Source organism: Veillonella sp. 27098_8_77 (assembly GCF_041431535.1).
In the GTDB taxonomy this organism is placed as follows: domain Bacteria; phylum Bacillota; class Negativicutes; order Veillonellales; family Veillonellaceae; genus Veillonella.
Window position 1 is genome coordinate 76,815 of record NZ_JAPVXW010000004.1, and the last position, 13,077, is coordinate 89,891.

16 protein-coding genes and 1 riboswitch are annotated in these 13,077 nt (G+C 39.1%); of the genes, 15 read left to right on the forward strand and 1 reads right to left on the reverse strand.

Going from position 1 to position 13,077, the window contains the following annotated elements; translation table 11 throughout:
* The first annotated feature begins 125 nt into the window (after positions 1-125).
* The 9 genes from O3617_RS03775 to O3617_RS03815 all read left to right on the forward strand — a co-directional run bounded on the left by O3617_RS03775 (position 126) and on the right by O3617_RS03815 (position 6,506).
* The gene (locus O3617_RS03775) at positions 126-956 is read left to right on the forward strand and encodes a DUF6630 family protein (protein ID WP_371448774.1); all 831 of its coding nucleotides are present in this window, start codon (positions 126-128) and stop codon (positions 954-956) included.
* A gap of 51 nt (positions 957-1,007) precedes the next feature.
* Positions 1,008-1,823, forward strand: a complete 816-nt coding sequence (locus tag O3617_RS03780; protein WP_371448775.1) for a DUF2262 domain-containing protein — start codon at positions 1,008-1,010, stop codon at positions 1,821-1,823.
* Positions 1,824-1,843: 20 nt separating this feature from the next.
* Positions 1,844-2,524, forward strand: coding sequence for a hypothetical protein (locus tag O3617_RS03785; RefSeq protein ID WP_371448777.1), 681 nt, complete (start codon positions 1,844-1,846; stop codon positions 2,522-2,524).
* Between the two features lie 26 nt (positions 2,525-2,550).
* Complete coding sequence (locus O3617_RS03790) at positions 2,551-3,357, forward strand: hypothetical protein (protein ID WP_371448779.1); 807 nt, start codon at positions 2,551-2,553, stop codon at positions 3,355-3,357.
* A 38-nt stretch (positions 3,358-3,395) separates the two neighbouring features.
* The gene (locus O3617_RS03795; protein ID WP_371448829.1) at positions 3,396-3,992 is read left to right on the forward strand and encodes a hypothetical protein; all 597 of its coding nucleotides are present in this window, start codon (positions 3,396-3,398) and stop codon (positions 3,990-3,992) included.
* 1 nt (position 3,993) lies between these two features.
* Positions 3,994-4,536, forward strand: coding sequence for a hypothetical protein (locus O3617_RS03800; RefSeq protein WP_371448780.1), 543 nt, complete (start codon positions 3,994-3,996; stop codon positions 4,534-4,536).
* Positions 4,537-4,567: 31 nt separating this feature from the next.
* Positions 4,568-5,074 (forward strand): YfbM family protein, encoded by a 507-nt coding sequence (locus O3617_RS03805; RefSeq protein ID WP_371448782.1) that lies wholly within the window; start codon positions 4,568-4,570, stop codon positions 5,072-5,074.
* A 77-nt stretch (positions 5,075-5,151) separates the two neighbouring features.
* Positions 5,152-5,916 carry a leucine-rich repeat domain-containing protein gene (locus tag O3617_RS03810; RefSeq protein WP_371448783.1) on the forward strand — a complete coding sequence of 255 codons (765 nt, stop codon included), beginning with the start codon at positions 5,152-5,154 and terminating at the stop codon, positions 5,914-5,916.
* Positions 5,917-6,008: 92 nt separating this feature from the next.
* Positions 6,009-6,506, forward strand: coding sequence for an ECF transporter S component (locus tag O3617_RS03815; RefSeq protein WP_371448784.1), 498 nt, complete (start codon positions 6,009-6,011; stop codon positions 6,504-6,506).
* A gap of 620 nt (positions 6,507-7,126) precedes the next feature.
* Here the strand turns inward: O3617_RS03815 and O3617_RS03820 are convergent.
* A complete protein-coding gene (locus O3617_RS03820; protein WP_219565824.1) occupies positions 7,127-7,198 on the reverse strand; it encodes a putative holin-like toxin in 72 nt (23 codons plus the stop codon).
* A 203-nt stretch (positions 7,199-7,401) separates the two neighbouring features.
* On the opposite strand from O3617_RS03820, the gene O3617_RS03825 reads away from it, so the two are divergent.
* The 6 genes from O3617_RS03825 to O3617_RS03850 all read left to right on the forward strand — a co-directional run bounded on the left by O3617_RS03825 (position 7,402) and on the right by O3617_RS03850 (position 13,053).
* Complete coding sequence (locus O3617_RS03825) at positions 7,402-7,746, forward strand: zinc ribbon domain-containing protein YjdM (RefSeq protein ID WP_301834375.1); 345 nt, start codon at positions 7,402-7,404, stop codon at positions 7,744-7,746.
* 99 nt (positions 7,747-7,845) lie between these two features.
* On the forward strand, positions 7,846-8,358 hold the full coding sequence (locus tag O3617_RS03830; protein ID WP_371448786.1) for a phosphatidylglycerophosphatase A: 513 nt from the start codon (positions 7,846-7,848) through the stop codon (positions 8,356-8,358).
* A gap of 3 nt (positions 8,359-8,361) precedes the next feature.
* On the forward strand, positions 8,362-8,907 hold the full coding sequence (locus O3617_RS03835; RefSeq protein ID WP_371448787.1) for a cysteine hydrolase family protein: 546 nt from the start codon (positions 8,362-8,364) through the stop codon (positions 8,905-8,907).
* Between the two features lie 57 nt (positions 8,908-8,964).
* Positions 8,965-9,071: riboswitch (TPP riboswitch) on the forward strand.
* A gap of 79 nt (positions 9,072-9,150) precedes the next feature.
* The gene (thiC, locus tag O3617_RS03840; protein ID WP_005378177.1) at positions 9,151-10,455 is read left to right on the forward strand and encodes a phosphomethylpyrimidine synthase ThiC; all 1,305 of its coding nucleotides are present in this window, start codon (positions 9,151-9,153) and stop codon (positions 10,453-10,455) included.
* A 162-nt stretch (positions 10,456-10,617) separates the two neighbouring features.
* The gene (locus O3617_RS03845) at positions 10,618-11,247 is read left to right on the forward strand and encodes a superoxide dismutase (protein WP_371448788.1); all 630 of its coding nucleotides are present in this window, start codon (positions 10,618-10,620) and stop codon (positions 11,245-11,247) included.
* Between the two features lie 249 nt (positions 11,248-11,496).
* The gene (locus tag O3617_RS03850; RefSeq protein ID WP_371448790.1) at positions 11,497-13,053 is read left to right on the forward strand and encodes a DUF438 domain-containing protein; all 1,557 of its coding nucleotides are present in this window, start codon (positions 11,497-11,499) and stop codon (positions 13,051-13,053) included.
* Positions 13,054-13,077 lie beyond the last annotated feature (24 nt).

The window sequence follows — 13,077 nt, forward strand, 5'->3', positions numbered from 1 at the left end:
TCTTTTTGTAACTATAGTTTAGTAAATGTGAGGGTTCTTGATTATGATAATATCTCCTCTATCATGATATAATTTAGATAAATAAAGTTTCTTATAAAAATCAGTATACATAGTGGAGAGTCTATATGAGCTTTTACAATTGGATTCAAGAAAAATTTTTTGATGAATACGAAGAATGGCGTTTGAGGTGCCCAGATCATAATCGAAACGGTTTTAATATAGTCGGAATAGATAATACTTTACAGGCCATGCATGATGGATTTTTCATGTATATAGAATTGTACCCACCTCATGCCATCGATGGATGTACTGCCATGAAAGCACGTGTAGGTAAAACGCAGGATGCAGTAGATTTATTCTTAGATATAGATGGCAAGACCTATCGTATGGCTGATGTAAGTTATCCTGACGCAGTGAAGATGATGCGGGCTTTTGTGAAAAAACGCAGAGTACCTGATTGTAGTTTGTGTGTAGAAGTAGCGTATCTAGATATAGAGCAGATGAAATCGACATTTACAGAGCTGGCAACGCTATTGCTAGGCGATGCTAAACAAGCTAAATCGTTTATGACTAAGGCAAAGTTAAACTCCATGGAAGACTTAGAAGATAGCTGGTGGAACCTCTATGAGAAACTACAGTCTAAAGGTCGTGCTGTAGAGCTATCTTTAAAAATTGAATTAGAGGATTTTCTTTATCATGTGCAGAAGTTAATACGTAACAAGTCTTTAGATACTAGCGAAAATCTAACTATTGATACAGCAGGATTAGATGAAGACCAATGTATTATGGACTGGTGTGCACATATTAATGCCACATGGAAAACGCATAAGTTAGTAGATATGGACATAGGAACAGATAGCTTTGTACTTATGGTGCTTTCACATGAGGAATTCAAAACAGCCCAAGAACTAGCGAAAGAATTATTACATAGAATCGATGTAGCTGAACGCTCATGATATAACAGAAATTATGATGAGTACCGTGATTATAATGTAGGAGAGAGTCATATGAGTATTGTACGTGTACCAGAATATGAAGCAGAGTTTGAGCCGGAAGTATTTGAGATCTATGCATTACCGCGCAGAGATGCGAAGGGGGCTAGTCCTTATTTAGAGAAGTACCATAGACCATTAGTGTCCACCGATGCTATCCTAGATACTCGAACTGGCGTGCTTGATCGTAGCGAAGGCATTTTGACGTGGATTATTGAAGGCTTTGACGATGGTTGGGGTTATAGTTTTGAGCCTCATGAGGTCTATAAATTATTAGTTAAGAAAGCAAAACCCTTAGAGGATTTGGGCTATATGCGTCCTTCTTGGAATAATCGCTATTATGTGCTTGAGGTATTAGAGGAACATGCCAAACATAGCGAATTAGAGGCGTTGTCGGCGTATTTGAAAACCCCTAAATACCTTCATACCGACAGGGGTGACTTCTTGTTAAATCGAGAGTATCAATACTATGGATTGAGAATTGATGATTATGCATTCACCCTTGATGTGGATGAGGGCTCTGATGAAAGCTGCACCGTAGCATTGGCTGCTTTCAATACAATCGATAATTTCAAAGAATTTGAACAACGAATTAGTGCATATATTAGTGAAACATTGCTAGACCTCGCTAATGATTGGCTCGACAATGACGATCAAGATCCGATTACATCAGACGTATTTGCTAAGCGTATTACGATGGGCGAATTGGCGTTTCGTAACGATGGATCCATAGAGGTCTATTATGACGATGATGATATCTTCTGGGGACACTGCATCATAGCCCATGTTGATGCGGATGGGAATCCTGTTGATGCGGATATTGCAGGATAATATTTTAATGGAGAGAGAAGATGGAAAATCTGTATAAAGAATTAAAAAGTTTTTTTGCCAATGATATGGATCTAACTGATTTATTTGATTCCGAAGCTATCATTTGGATTGACTGGCGCGAGTATGACGAAGATGTGGTGAATTATTTCAATGATATGATGGATGAGCCTATCGATATTCAAACCGTTAGTAATGGCAAGCCCTATGGCGACGATATTGTGTTACAAAAGGGCGATAAAGAACTGCAAATTCCTTACGGTGATGAGAAAGATAGGGATGTAACTATCAAATACTTCAACGAATTTGTTAAACCTGATTATGAGGTGCGTTGGTTTACTGAAAGCCTTGGAAACGATACACTCGGATTTACCGTGCTTTCAGGGTCGGAATGGGCTAAATTAAGCGACGAATTTGGGGTAGATACAGTTCGTTATTATTTCGAGCCTATCAATCTTGATAGTAACATGTTCAATCTTGATATGAACGAAGTATTTGCACTATTGGCCTTACGAGAAAATAGTGACGGTGTAAATACTGACTTTAGTGTACAGTTAGATTGGATTAAAATCATAAACAAAGAAAAAGCCTTGGCTGAGCAAAAAGAGAACGGACAAATTGACTTGAAACAATACATGGTCGTAAAAAAAGAAATCCAAAAGATTAAAGACGAATTTATAGCGACTCACGGCGAGATGGAATAAGAGCTGTTGTTCTAAAGGAGACGTTTATGGCAATTGACGGTGTAAAAATCATAGATAGTGATGATGGTCATGATATTTATAATGCCATTGTTGAGCGCTACAAGGATGGTGTCAGTGTCGATACCATAATTTCTGAGATTTTAAATGAGGAACAAAGCTTTTGTACTGACGAGTTTTATACAGAGATTTATTGGACTGCGGTGGCCTATTCGTTGTGGAAGATAGGGCATCTACCGGATGACGTCAAAGAGAAAGCCTTAGACATAATCGCTCAGGGCCCTCATGAGTTTTGGTTAGAAATTGATGGTAAGGCCCCTAAACAGCGTCAAAAGGTATTGGATAAGTTAGCCATGCAGCTACAAAGTGAAAATCCGAAGCCACTTAAGGTTCGTAAATCTAAAACAAAGAAAGAACCTTATTTTAATGTGGGCGACGTATTAGCTGTTAAGTTTGAAACCGAGTATGGTGCTATATTCGTCTCTGACGTAGATCAATCACCGCGGAAAATCGAGTATCATTTAGCCTGTACTCGGCTTTTACAAGAAGAAAAACCAACAATGGAGGAGTTTCTAAACAGCAAAATCGCATGCCGGAAAGATAATACAAATTTCGGTATCGATACAGACTGTTGGTTCAATCATAAAGACTTAGGTATGTTGCTAGATGATTTGAAAGTCATTGGGGCCGTTGAACTATATCCGTGTAAACTATGGAAACTAGCACCAGCAGGCACGCTAGAAGATATTTATGAGGAGATTACAGACAACCCTAGGATAGGAAAACTACGTCTTATAGACACCTATGAACTGGTGAAAGAGGTTATTGAGAAATAATCTTCGGGAGAATGCGTTACTATAAAGGTGTAAATTTAATGGATACTGTGACGAAAAAATACATAGAAAATGTGAAAGTCAACGATATACCGTGGCATCGGTTAACGACCACCTACGGACGTGCCACAGATTTCCCTGAGGCGCTTGATGTGTTGTGGAATATGGAAAGCATTGAAACTGTTGATGTGGATGGTGAGGCGATAGGACTCAATATTGAGCATCAATCGACATTGTGGCATGCCACACCATTTGCTATGATTTTCTTGCTTCGTATTTTTAAGAAAGCCTTAGAAGAGAGAACTCAGAATGAAGTAGCTCAGTATTTAGCAGAACAATTGGTCGAGTTGTTTACTGTGATTGCTGAGTGCATTCGAGATGGTCTTATGCTAGAGCATGTAGATCCATTGCTGAACTTTGAGGATATGCTCAACGAAGAATACCTTTGGTCTGAAGAATATGATGAAGACGAAGACGTTCTTAGATATGAGGAAGATGACGTATTCCCTGATGATTTATTCTTTAGCTTTTATTATTACTCCCAACAAGTACTTTTGTTAGCTATTCCACTATTAGATATATCTGATGAAGGAGAGGCTAACTTGCTAGAATTAATTTCTGCTAATAGGAGCGTGTAAGATGAGTTGTTTAGATATATTGCGAAATGATACCAAGTTAGCTAAAGATTTTGATACACTATTTGATTTTCGCTTGCTAGATGCGTTGGAGGAACGTGATACTGCTGAAGGTCGCTGCACATTCTCTTTGCCGGGCATGGCATTTGCTGTAGATGGTGCTGGCGGTGAATATCATCTATTGGAGGACGGATCCATAGGGTATTGGAGTAGCGAAGGTGCCGCGGGCCGTTTAGCTGAAAGTATGGATGATTTGTTTCATTTGATCGTTTTTAGTATTTGTTGGCATGATTACTGTGACTCAAGTAAATATTCTGATGGGGCAACACTTGAAGAATATGGTCAGAATAAGCAGTTAGATATTATCTCTTACTCGCCAATGGAACTTTGGGAACCCATTGTGAAAGCTTTGCATATGCCCATAGACATGAAGCTTTCACCTATTTTACAGAAATTCTATGATGCGGCGCATCGTGAACCGGTATATACCTGCTATTTCCATGAAGATGATGGAAGCGTTACAGAATCGGAAAATTTATTTTTCTAATGTTTAGAAGAGTTTATGAAAGGATTTAATTATGGGACTAATTGCAACTTATAGCTGTTTAAGCGATGCGAATTTAAAAGAGCTTAAAGCTATGGGCTCAGAAGAAGAGGAAATTCTTGAAAACGTTGAAGAGTGGAATGACGATGATGAATTATTGCTTGATATCGACAAGATGTGGGATGTACTCCACTTTGTGCTAACTGGCGTAGGAACTGACCATAAGGATGATAAAAATCCTCTTAGCCAAGCGGTACTAGGCGTAACGGCTGTTGAGGATATATCAGACTATGTAGCATATACAGAACACAATCATTTAGCCAATATCGTGGCGGCCTTAGAGCAGTTTGATATTGAAAATGCTCTGGAATCTTTTGATATGGCAGCGTGCAAAGAGGCCGAGCTATATCCAGATATTTGGGATTACGATGAGGAAGAGGAAGAAATCAAAGACGAACTTCTTCATGATTTTGAACAAATGAAACGCTTTTATAAACAAGTGCTCGAAGCTAAAGGGCATGTGCTTGTATCGATTTGTTAAGGCTCTTAAAATCTGTTGGCTATGTCTCTAGTTATAGCTAAACTAATTATGTAACTGTTAAATATGAGGAATCCAAGATGGCAGTGTTAACGGGAAAGCAAATTAAATACGGATTTGACTACTATCATAAGGATGACGCACGGCCTAAATCTGTGGTAGAGGTCTCTGAATATGATGGTGAAGAGAAGTTGATAATCAATTGCACACAGCTAGATGAAAACTATTCTGCTAAAGATAAGAAACGTATTTTACAGGAGTGGTGTAGTTTTTTTATTGAACATCCAGATACCTTTACAGAGCTCATGTTTTGTACAAGAATGCCACAGGAGTTATTTGATGCGGTGTGCGCTCAGCGTAGACTTAAAAGGTTACATATAAAATGGGGCGTTTATCCAGATATTTCAAAATTAGAGAACTTACAAGAACTAGAATATTTACACATTGGATCCGGTAGAAGTGTATCGAGTTTAGAGCCTATTTCAAAATTAGAAAATTTAGTGGCTCTGTCGATTGAGAACTTTCAAAAAATTGATGATTATATGCCATTAGCGAATCTGAAACATCTTGAAAGTCTCGCCTTAGAAGGGGATTTTGCAGCTCCTAAAATTCTTAAGGTTCAATCATTAGGATTTTTACGCCATATGAAACAATTGCGCTTTTTTAGCTTTTTAACGGCAAAGGTGATAGATAAAGATTACTCTCCCATTTTAGAACTTAACAATCTAGAACATCTTACATTAAGATCTTGTAAAGAGGTTAAGCAATTGTATCCTGAATTCGTTAAACTACCAAAATTAAAATATGGTACAGTTTTAGAACGACCGGAATTATATGAGAATTAATTCCTTGTATTTGCAGGTGTTACTATAAAAGTATATAGTATAGACATGTGATGGTTTTAATCACATGTCTATATTTTTATAAGGAGGACGCTATGCAACACGTTCAAACCCGCAGTACTACATCCGCGTTAGTACTCACAGCCGTATTGATTGCCCTCGCTACATTGCTTACAATGTATACGAAAATCCCAGTACCTGGCATACGCGGCTATTTCAATGTTGGAGATGTCGTTATCATGACATCCGCTTTATTATTAGGTCGAAAATATGGCGCCTATATTGGTGCTATTGGACCAGCGTTAGCTGATTTGTTCCTCGGCTACGCAGTCTTTGTACCAATCACCTTTGTGGTGAAAGGTATTGAAGGCTATCTTGTCGGTACTGTCTATAACAATAAGACAACTACCTCTGCCTTGGTAGCAACTATCGTAGGTGGTATTATTATCGTAGCAGGCTACTTCATCGCCGAATATTTTGTATTTGATCCAGGCGTAGCTATTGCCGGTGTTTTGACTAACACCATTCAAGCCGTTATGAGTGTTATTATTAGCATGATTCTCTATGCTATATTACGGAGACGCTTAAGCTAGTAAATTGACAGTTTCTAGCAATAAATTTGATAACCCTAATGTATCTAAGTATCGCAGCACTTAGTCGCATTAGGGTTATTTTTATTAACTAATTCTATTTTTATTTGTTAAGTAAAACATATATTTGATATATAATGTAATTAAGATAGTCAACGAGGTTGGGACACCCTTTTTCTATGAAGGGGGTGAAGCCTATGAGTGCCTATGAAATCATTATGATTATTCTTGGGATTTTAACAGTCGTTATTTCCTTTGGAGCATTGATAGTGCTGATTTGTCGTAATAACGACAAATAGCCCTTCGTTACCAACTGGTAGCTGAAAACGAAAGGCCATTTCTACATGTTTTATAATGTTTTGGGATGAGCCTAACGGAACCACTCGTTGGCTATCTCTTTATTACATTATAAAGGGGTTAATATATATAGTCAATTCAAATAAGAAATGTAAATTGACAGTCTTTAGAATTCATCTTATACTATAAGTACAAAAGAGCCAGTTAACGTGTTCTAGGCGTTAGGCTCATCAAAAAGTTAGAAATTTGATAAACCTAACGTGTCTAAGTATTGCAGTACTTAGTCTTAAACGTTAGGTTTATCTTATTTTGTAACTATTTACTAGTTACTTTTTAAGAATTAACACTACGAGGGTAGCGAATAAAATCATTAATGATAATGCTTCGTATACAGTCATAATGCCACCTCCCTCAAAAGACGGAGATGAACCTAACTCACGTTAATGGCTCTTTCGTTATTAGTATATAGCGTAATTTGAATATTGGGAAATACAGATTAATTTCGTACAACTTTAGGATGCACAAGCACTAAACTGAATTAGAGAATAGGTCTGTTTATATGATATAATACTTTCATTATGTAGTAAAAAAGGAGATCTAAATGGCAAATTTACCTAACTGCCCTAAATGTGGCGACGAATACACATACGAAGATGGTCATATGTACATCTGCCCTATGTGTGGTCATGAATGGACAGCTGCCGATGCTGCGGCTGCAGCAGAAGCCGGTATCATCCGCGATGCTAACGGCAATGAATTAGCTGATGGCGATACCGTTGTTGTTGTAAAAGACCTCAAAGTAAAAGGCGCTGGCGTATTGAAACAAGGTACGCGTGTTAAAAACATTCGCCTCATTTCTGATGCGAGCGATGGCCACGATATCGATTGCAAAATCGATGGCTTTGGTGCAATGGCATTAAAATCTGAAATGGTTAAGAAAATCTAATCATGGAATCCCTACCGATAGAACGTCGGTGGGGATTTTTTCGTGCTATAATCAAGGTATAATGTGTTACGTAAATTTGTATAATTTTGAGGAGCAATTATGATATCTCAGGAGGAATTAAAGGCGTGTACGTATAATTTATTAAATGAGCGAGGCATTACCGTTCAGGATATTGCAGATATTGTGATGATGATTCAACAGCCGTATATTCCTGATTTGACGATGGACGAGTGCATAGAGAGTGTACAGGCCGTACTTGAAAAACGAGAAACACAAAATGCCATCATTACGGGCATAGAATTGGATAGATTGGCAGAGCAGAAGAAATTATCTGATCCACTACAAAGTATCATGACTCGAGATGAGGCATTGTTTGGTATTGATGAAATTCTCGCGTTATCCATTGTGAATTTATACGGATCCATTGGATTTACGAACTATGGCTATGTTGATAAGGTAAAACCGGGTATTATTAAAAATCTTGATAGCAAGGTTGATAGTCACTGTAATACATTTCTTGATGATTTAGTTGGTGCCGTGGCGGCTGCTGCAGCGGGTCGCATTGCGCATAACACGCCGAATCGGGTGCACCATGTCGTTGTGGAGGGATAGAACATGAACGTTTTAGTCGTAATTGATATGCAACATGATTTTGTGGATGGATCTCTTGGTTCTCCGCAGGCGCAGGCCATTGTGGATAATGTACGTCAAAAAATCGCATCCTTTGATGGTCCTATTATTTTTACACGGGATACTCACGATACTAATTATCTTGAAAGCCAAGAAGGTCGGCATTTACCGGTTGTGCATTGTGTGAAAGACACGATTGGTTGGCAAATTATGGAGAGCCTCATCACGGCCGCAGAAAAGCGCAATACCATCCATCCGTACTTTATCATTGATAAACCTAATTTTGGATCCTCTGAATTAGTTACGCGTTTACAAGGGATGAATACAGCAGAGCCTATTGAAAGCATAACCTTAGTCGGTGTTTGCACAGATGTGTGCGTTGTGTCGAATGCCATATTGTTGAAAGCTGGCTTGCCAGAGGTTCCTATTCATGTAGATCCTAATTGCTGTGCAGGAGTTACTGAGGAAAGCCATGAAGCAGCATTATTAACTATGCGTCAATGTCAGATTGAAGTAGCTAATGATTTGTAATAGAGGTATAGATTGAAATATTAGTTAAATAGTGATATGCTATACACAATTACATAGCAGAGTATGCAAGGGAGCCTATGAGATAGGCTGAGAAAGGGCTGTTAGCACCTGACCTTTGACCTGATCGGGATCATGCCCGCGTAGGAAGCACGCAAAACCATTCAAGGGTATCGATCATATTATATCGATACCCTTTTTCTTGTGTACAAAGCTAAAAGGTTTTATTCAATAGGAGGACATATTATGTTTTACACTCAATTGGAAGCCGCACAAAAAGGCTTTGTTACGGATGCGATGAAAATTGTAGCAGAAAAGGAACGCATGGATGTAGAGCAATTGCGAGCGCTAGTTGCTTTAGGACAAGTTGTTATTCCCTGTAATAAGAATCATACTTGTATCGATCCAGAGGGCATCGGTAAAGCATTGCGCACGAAAATAAATGTGAATCTTGGCACATCCAGAGACGTTACCGATTATGATAGTGAAATAGAAAAGGTAAATTGGGCGATTCAACTTGGTGCTGAATCGATTATGGATTTATCTACTCATGGTGATACACGTATTTTTAGACGAAAATTAACTAGCGAATGTAAAGCCATGATTGGTACTGTACCAGTATATGACAGCGTTATACATCATCAACGGGATTTGGCAGAACTTACTGCTGAGGATTTCTTAGATACTATCCGTCTCCATGCAGAGGATGGGGTGGACTTTGTAACCTTACATTGTGGTATTACGCGTCAAACTATTGAGCAAATTAAAAAGCATAAACGTAGACTCAACATCGTTAGCCGTGGTGGTAGTCTTATCTTTGCATGGATGAGCATGACGGGCAAGGAAAACCCATTCTATGAACATTTTGATGATATTTTAGATATTTGCCGTGAGTATGATGTAACTATTTCTTTGGGTGATGCTTGTCGACCAGGCTGTTTAGCAGATGCTACGGATGTATGTCAAATTGAAGAACTGGTACGACTTGGTGAATTGACTAAACGCGCTCGAGCTAAAGGTGTGCAAGTGATTATTGAAGGCCCAGGTCATGTGCCACTTAACCAAATTCAAGCGAATATGGAAATTGAGGAAACGCTATGTGGCGGAGCTCCGTTTTATGTGTTAGGCCCATTGGTGACAGATATTGCACCTGGCTATGATCATATAACAGCTGCCATTGGTGGTGCTGTGGCGGGCATGCATGGGGCGTCCTTTCTTTGTTATGTAACGCCGGCAGAGCATTTGGCATTGCCTAATGCAGACGATGTGAAAGAAGGTATTATGGCTTTCAAAATAGCAGCCCATGCAGCGGATATAGCACGTGGCATACCAGGTGCCCGTGATAAGGATGATGCGATGGCTGATGCTAGACGCGTACTAGATTGGGAGGCGCAATATGCGTGTGCACTTGATCCTCAACGTGCTCGCAATATTCGTGAAAGCCGAGCTCCAGAGGAGGGGCATAGTGAAACTTGTAGTATGTGTGGTAAATTCTGTGCTGTTCGTAGCATGAATAAGGCTTTGAATAGCGAATATATTGATATTCTGTAATAAATGTTGGTCATATATTGACGTTTATCTATATAGATAGTACAATATGCAAAGAATGATAATTCATATCAATGAAATACCGATGCAGGTGCATCGAATCGCTTTCACAAGAACGATACTAGTTAAGATATCGTTCGTGCCCTAATTAAAAGGAGGACTATTATGAAACCTTTCGAACTCGCACCATTACCATATGCTTATGATTATCTAGAACCTGTTATCGATGCAGAGACGATGAAACTGCATCATGATAAGCATCACCAAGCGTATGTTAATAATTTGAATGTAGCCATCGCTAAATACCCGGATCTTGCCTATGGTTGCGTAGATTGTATTCTCGGCGATATTGCCAATGTGCCAGAGGATATCCGTCAAGCGGTTATCAACAATGGTGGGGGTCATAAAAACCACACCATGTTTTGGGATATCATGACAAAACCTGATACATCTAAATTGCAAGGCCCTTTGAAGGATGCTATCGATGCTGATTTAGGCGGATATGATGCTTTTGTTGAAAGCTTCTCCCAAGCGGCGGCAACACGATTTGGCTCTGGCTGGGCTTGGCTAGTGGTCAACAAGGACGGCAAACTAGAAGTAACCTCTACGGCTAACCAAGATAATCCTCTTTTGGAAGGTAAAACTGCCATTCTTTGTTTAGATGTATGGGAACATGCATATTACTTGCATTACCAAAATCGTCGCCCAGATTATATTAAGGAATTCTTCCGTGTTATCAACTGGGATGCAGTCGCTGAAAACTACGAAAAAGCATTGCAACCTCATCATCAATAAGATGATTGTTAACGAATAGATGATACATCTATGTCCAATTTATGGATTGATTTGTCATCTATTCGTTATTTTTTTGAATAACTTTCAAAAGTATAGCCATGGATACAGATTTTCTAATCGATATCGTTTATCATAGAATTATAGGTTATTAAAGATGACCTTTCGGAATGTAAATTACCTTATATACGAAAACGTATAGAGGCTACTAACATAAGCAATAAACAATATTTTTGACACGAGGGGATCAAAATGGAAAAGAAATTAGATTTATCAAAATCCGTATATGATTTGGTACAAGAATATCCAGAGGTTATAGATATTATGAAAGGATTGGGCTTCACAGAAATTACCAATAAGGTGATGTTCCACTCCGTTGGCAAAATTATGACTATCCCTAAAGGGGCTAAGATGAAGGGCATCTCTATGATGGATATTGTAGGGGCCTTTATGAAAGCTGGTTTTACATTAGAAGGTGATATGCCCAACCTACACGGTGATGATGTAGCATCTGCTAAGGATGTTCCTGTTGAGGCACCAGCCACTCAAGATGAGGAACCTAAGGCTAGTGAAAATACAGAAGCTAACGCAGAGGATACTGTACCCGATAGCGAACGGGTAGAGCAATTAAAAGGCTTCTTAAAACGCTTAGGTACAGGGGAAGCCCTTGGCGATGTGCGCAAAGATTTTGCCAGCCAATTTAAACATGTAGAAGCCAGTGAAATCATGAAAGCTGAACAAGGCCTTATGCGCGAAGGTACACCTCTAGAAGAGGTACAACAATTATGCGACCTTCATTCCGCTTTGTTCCACGGTTCTACCATTCATGAACAAATGGAAGAAGAGCATGCGAAGGTTGAGGCTGCTTTAGAAGCTCAAGATAAGAAACAAACGGTAACAACGCTTGTAGAAACGATAGGCCATCCGCTCAACCAAATGACGGAAGAAAATAAGGCGCTTAATGATTTGATTGAAGAGCTTCGTCCTAAAGTGGCCGATAAAACGGCAACCGTTGATGATGTAAATAGAGTGCGTCAATTATCCGTTCACTATGCTAAAAAAGGCGATTTGTTATATCCAAAATTAAAGGTGGATTATGCTATCGGTGGCCCATCCATGGTTATGTGGACTGTTGATGGCGATATTCGAGACCAATTGGGTGATTTGGCAAAATCTAGTCAAAGTGTAGATGATTGGTATAGACGTTTTGATGAGCTTCTTACACGTGCTCAAGAAATGATCTACAAAGAACAAAATATCTTGTTCCCTATCTGTGCGGAAAACTTTACAACTCAAGATTGGTACCAAATCTATAAGGATACTGCACAATATGAGGAAATCTTTGGTGTAAAACGCATTGCTTGGCCAGAGGCTGATGCGGCATTAGCTACACAAACTAGAAAATCAAGTGGTGATGACAATACCATCGGTTTAATTGGTGGTACGTTAACTGTAGATCAACTCGATGCTATGCTTAACACAATGCCTATGGAAGTAACTTTCGTTGACCATGAAGACATTAACCGTTATTTTAACGACGGCGAAAAGGTCTTTAAACGCCCTACTACGGCAATCGGTCGCGATGTATTCTCCTGTCATCCACCTAAGGTAGAACCTATCGTGCGCGGTATCATCGATTCCTTCCGTAAAGGGGATCGCGATAATGTGGCTGTATGGCTTGAAAAACAAGGTCGTCCATTCTATGTAAACTACATGGCTGTGCGCGACAAAAATAAGAAATACCTTGGCACATTGGAACTCGTACAAGATATGCAATTTGCAAAGGACCATTTCGCAAGATCTAAATAAGAAAATCTATATACGAAAATATGA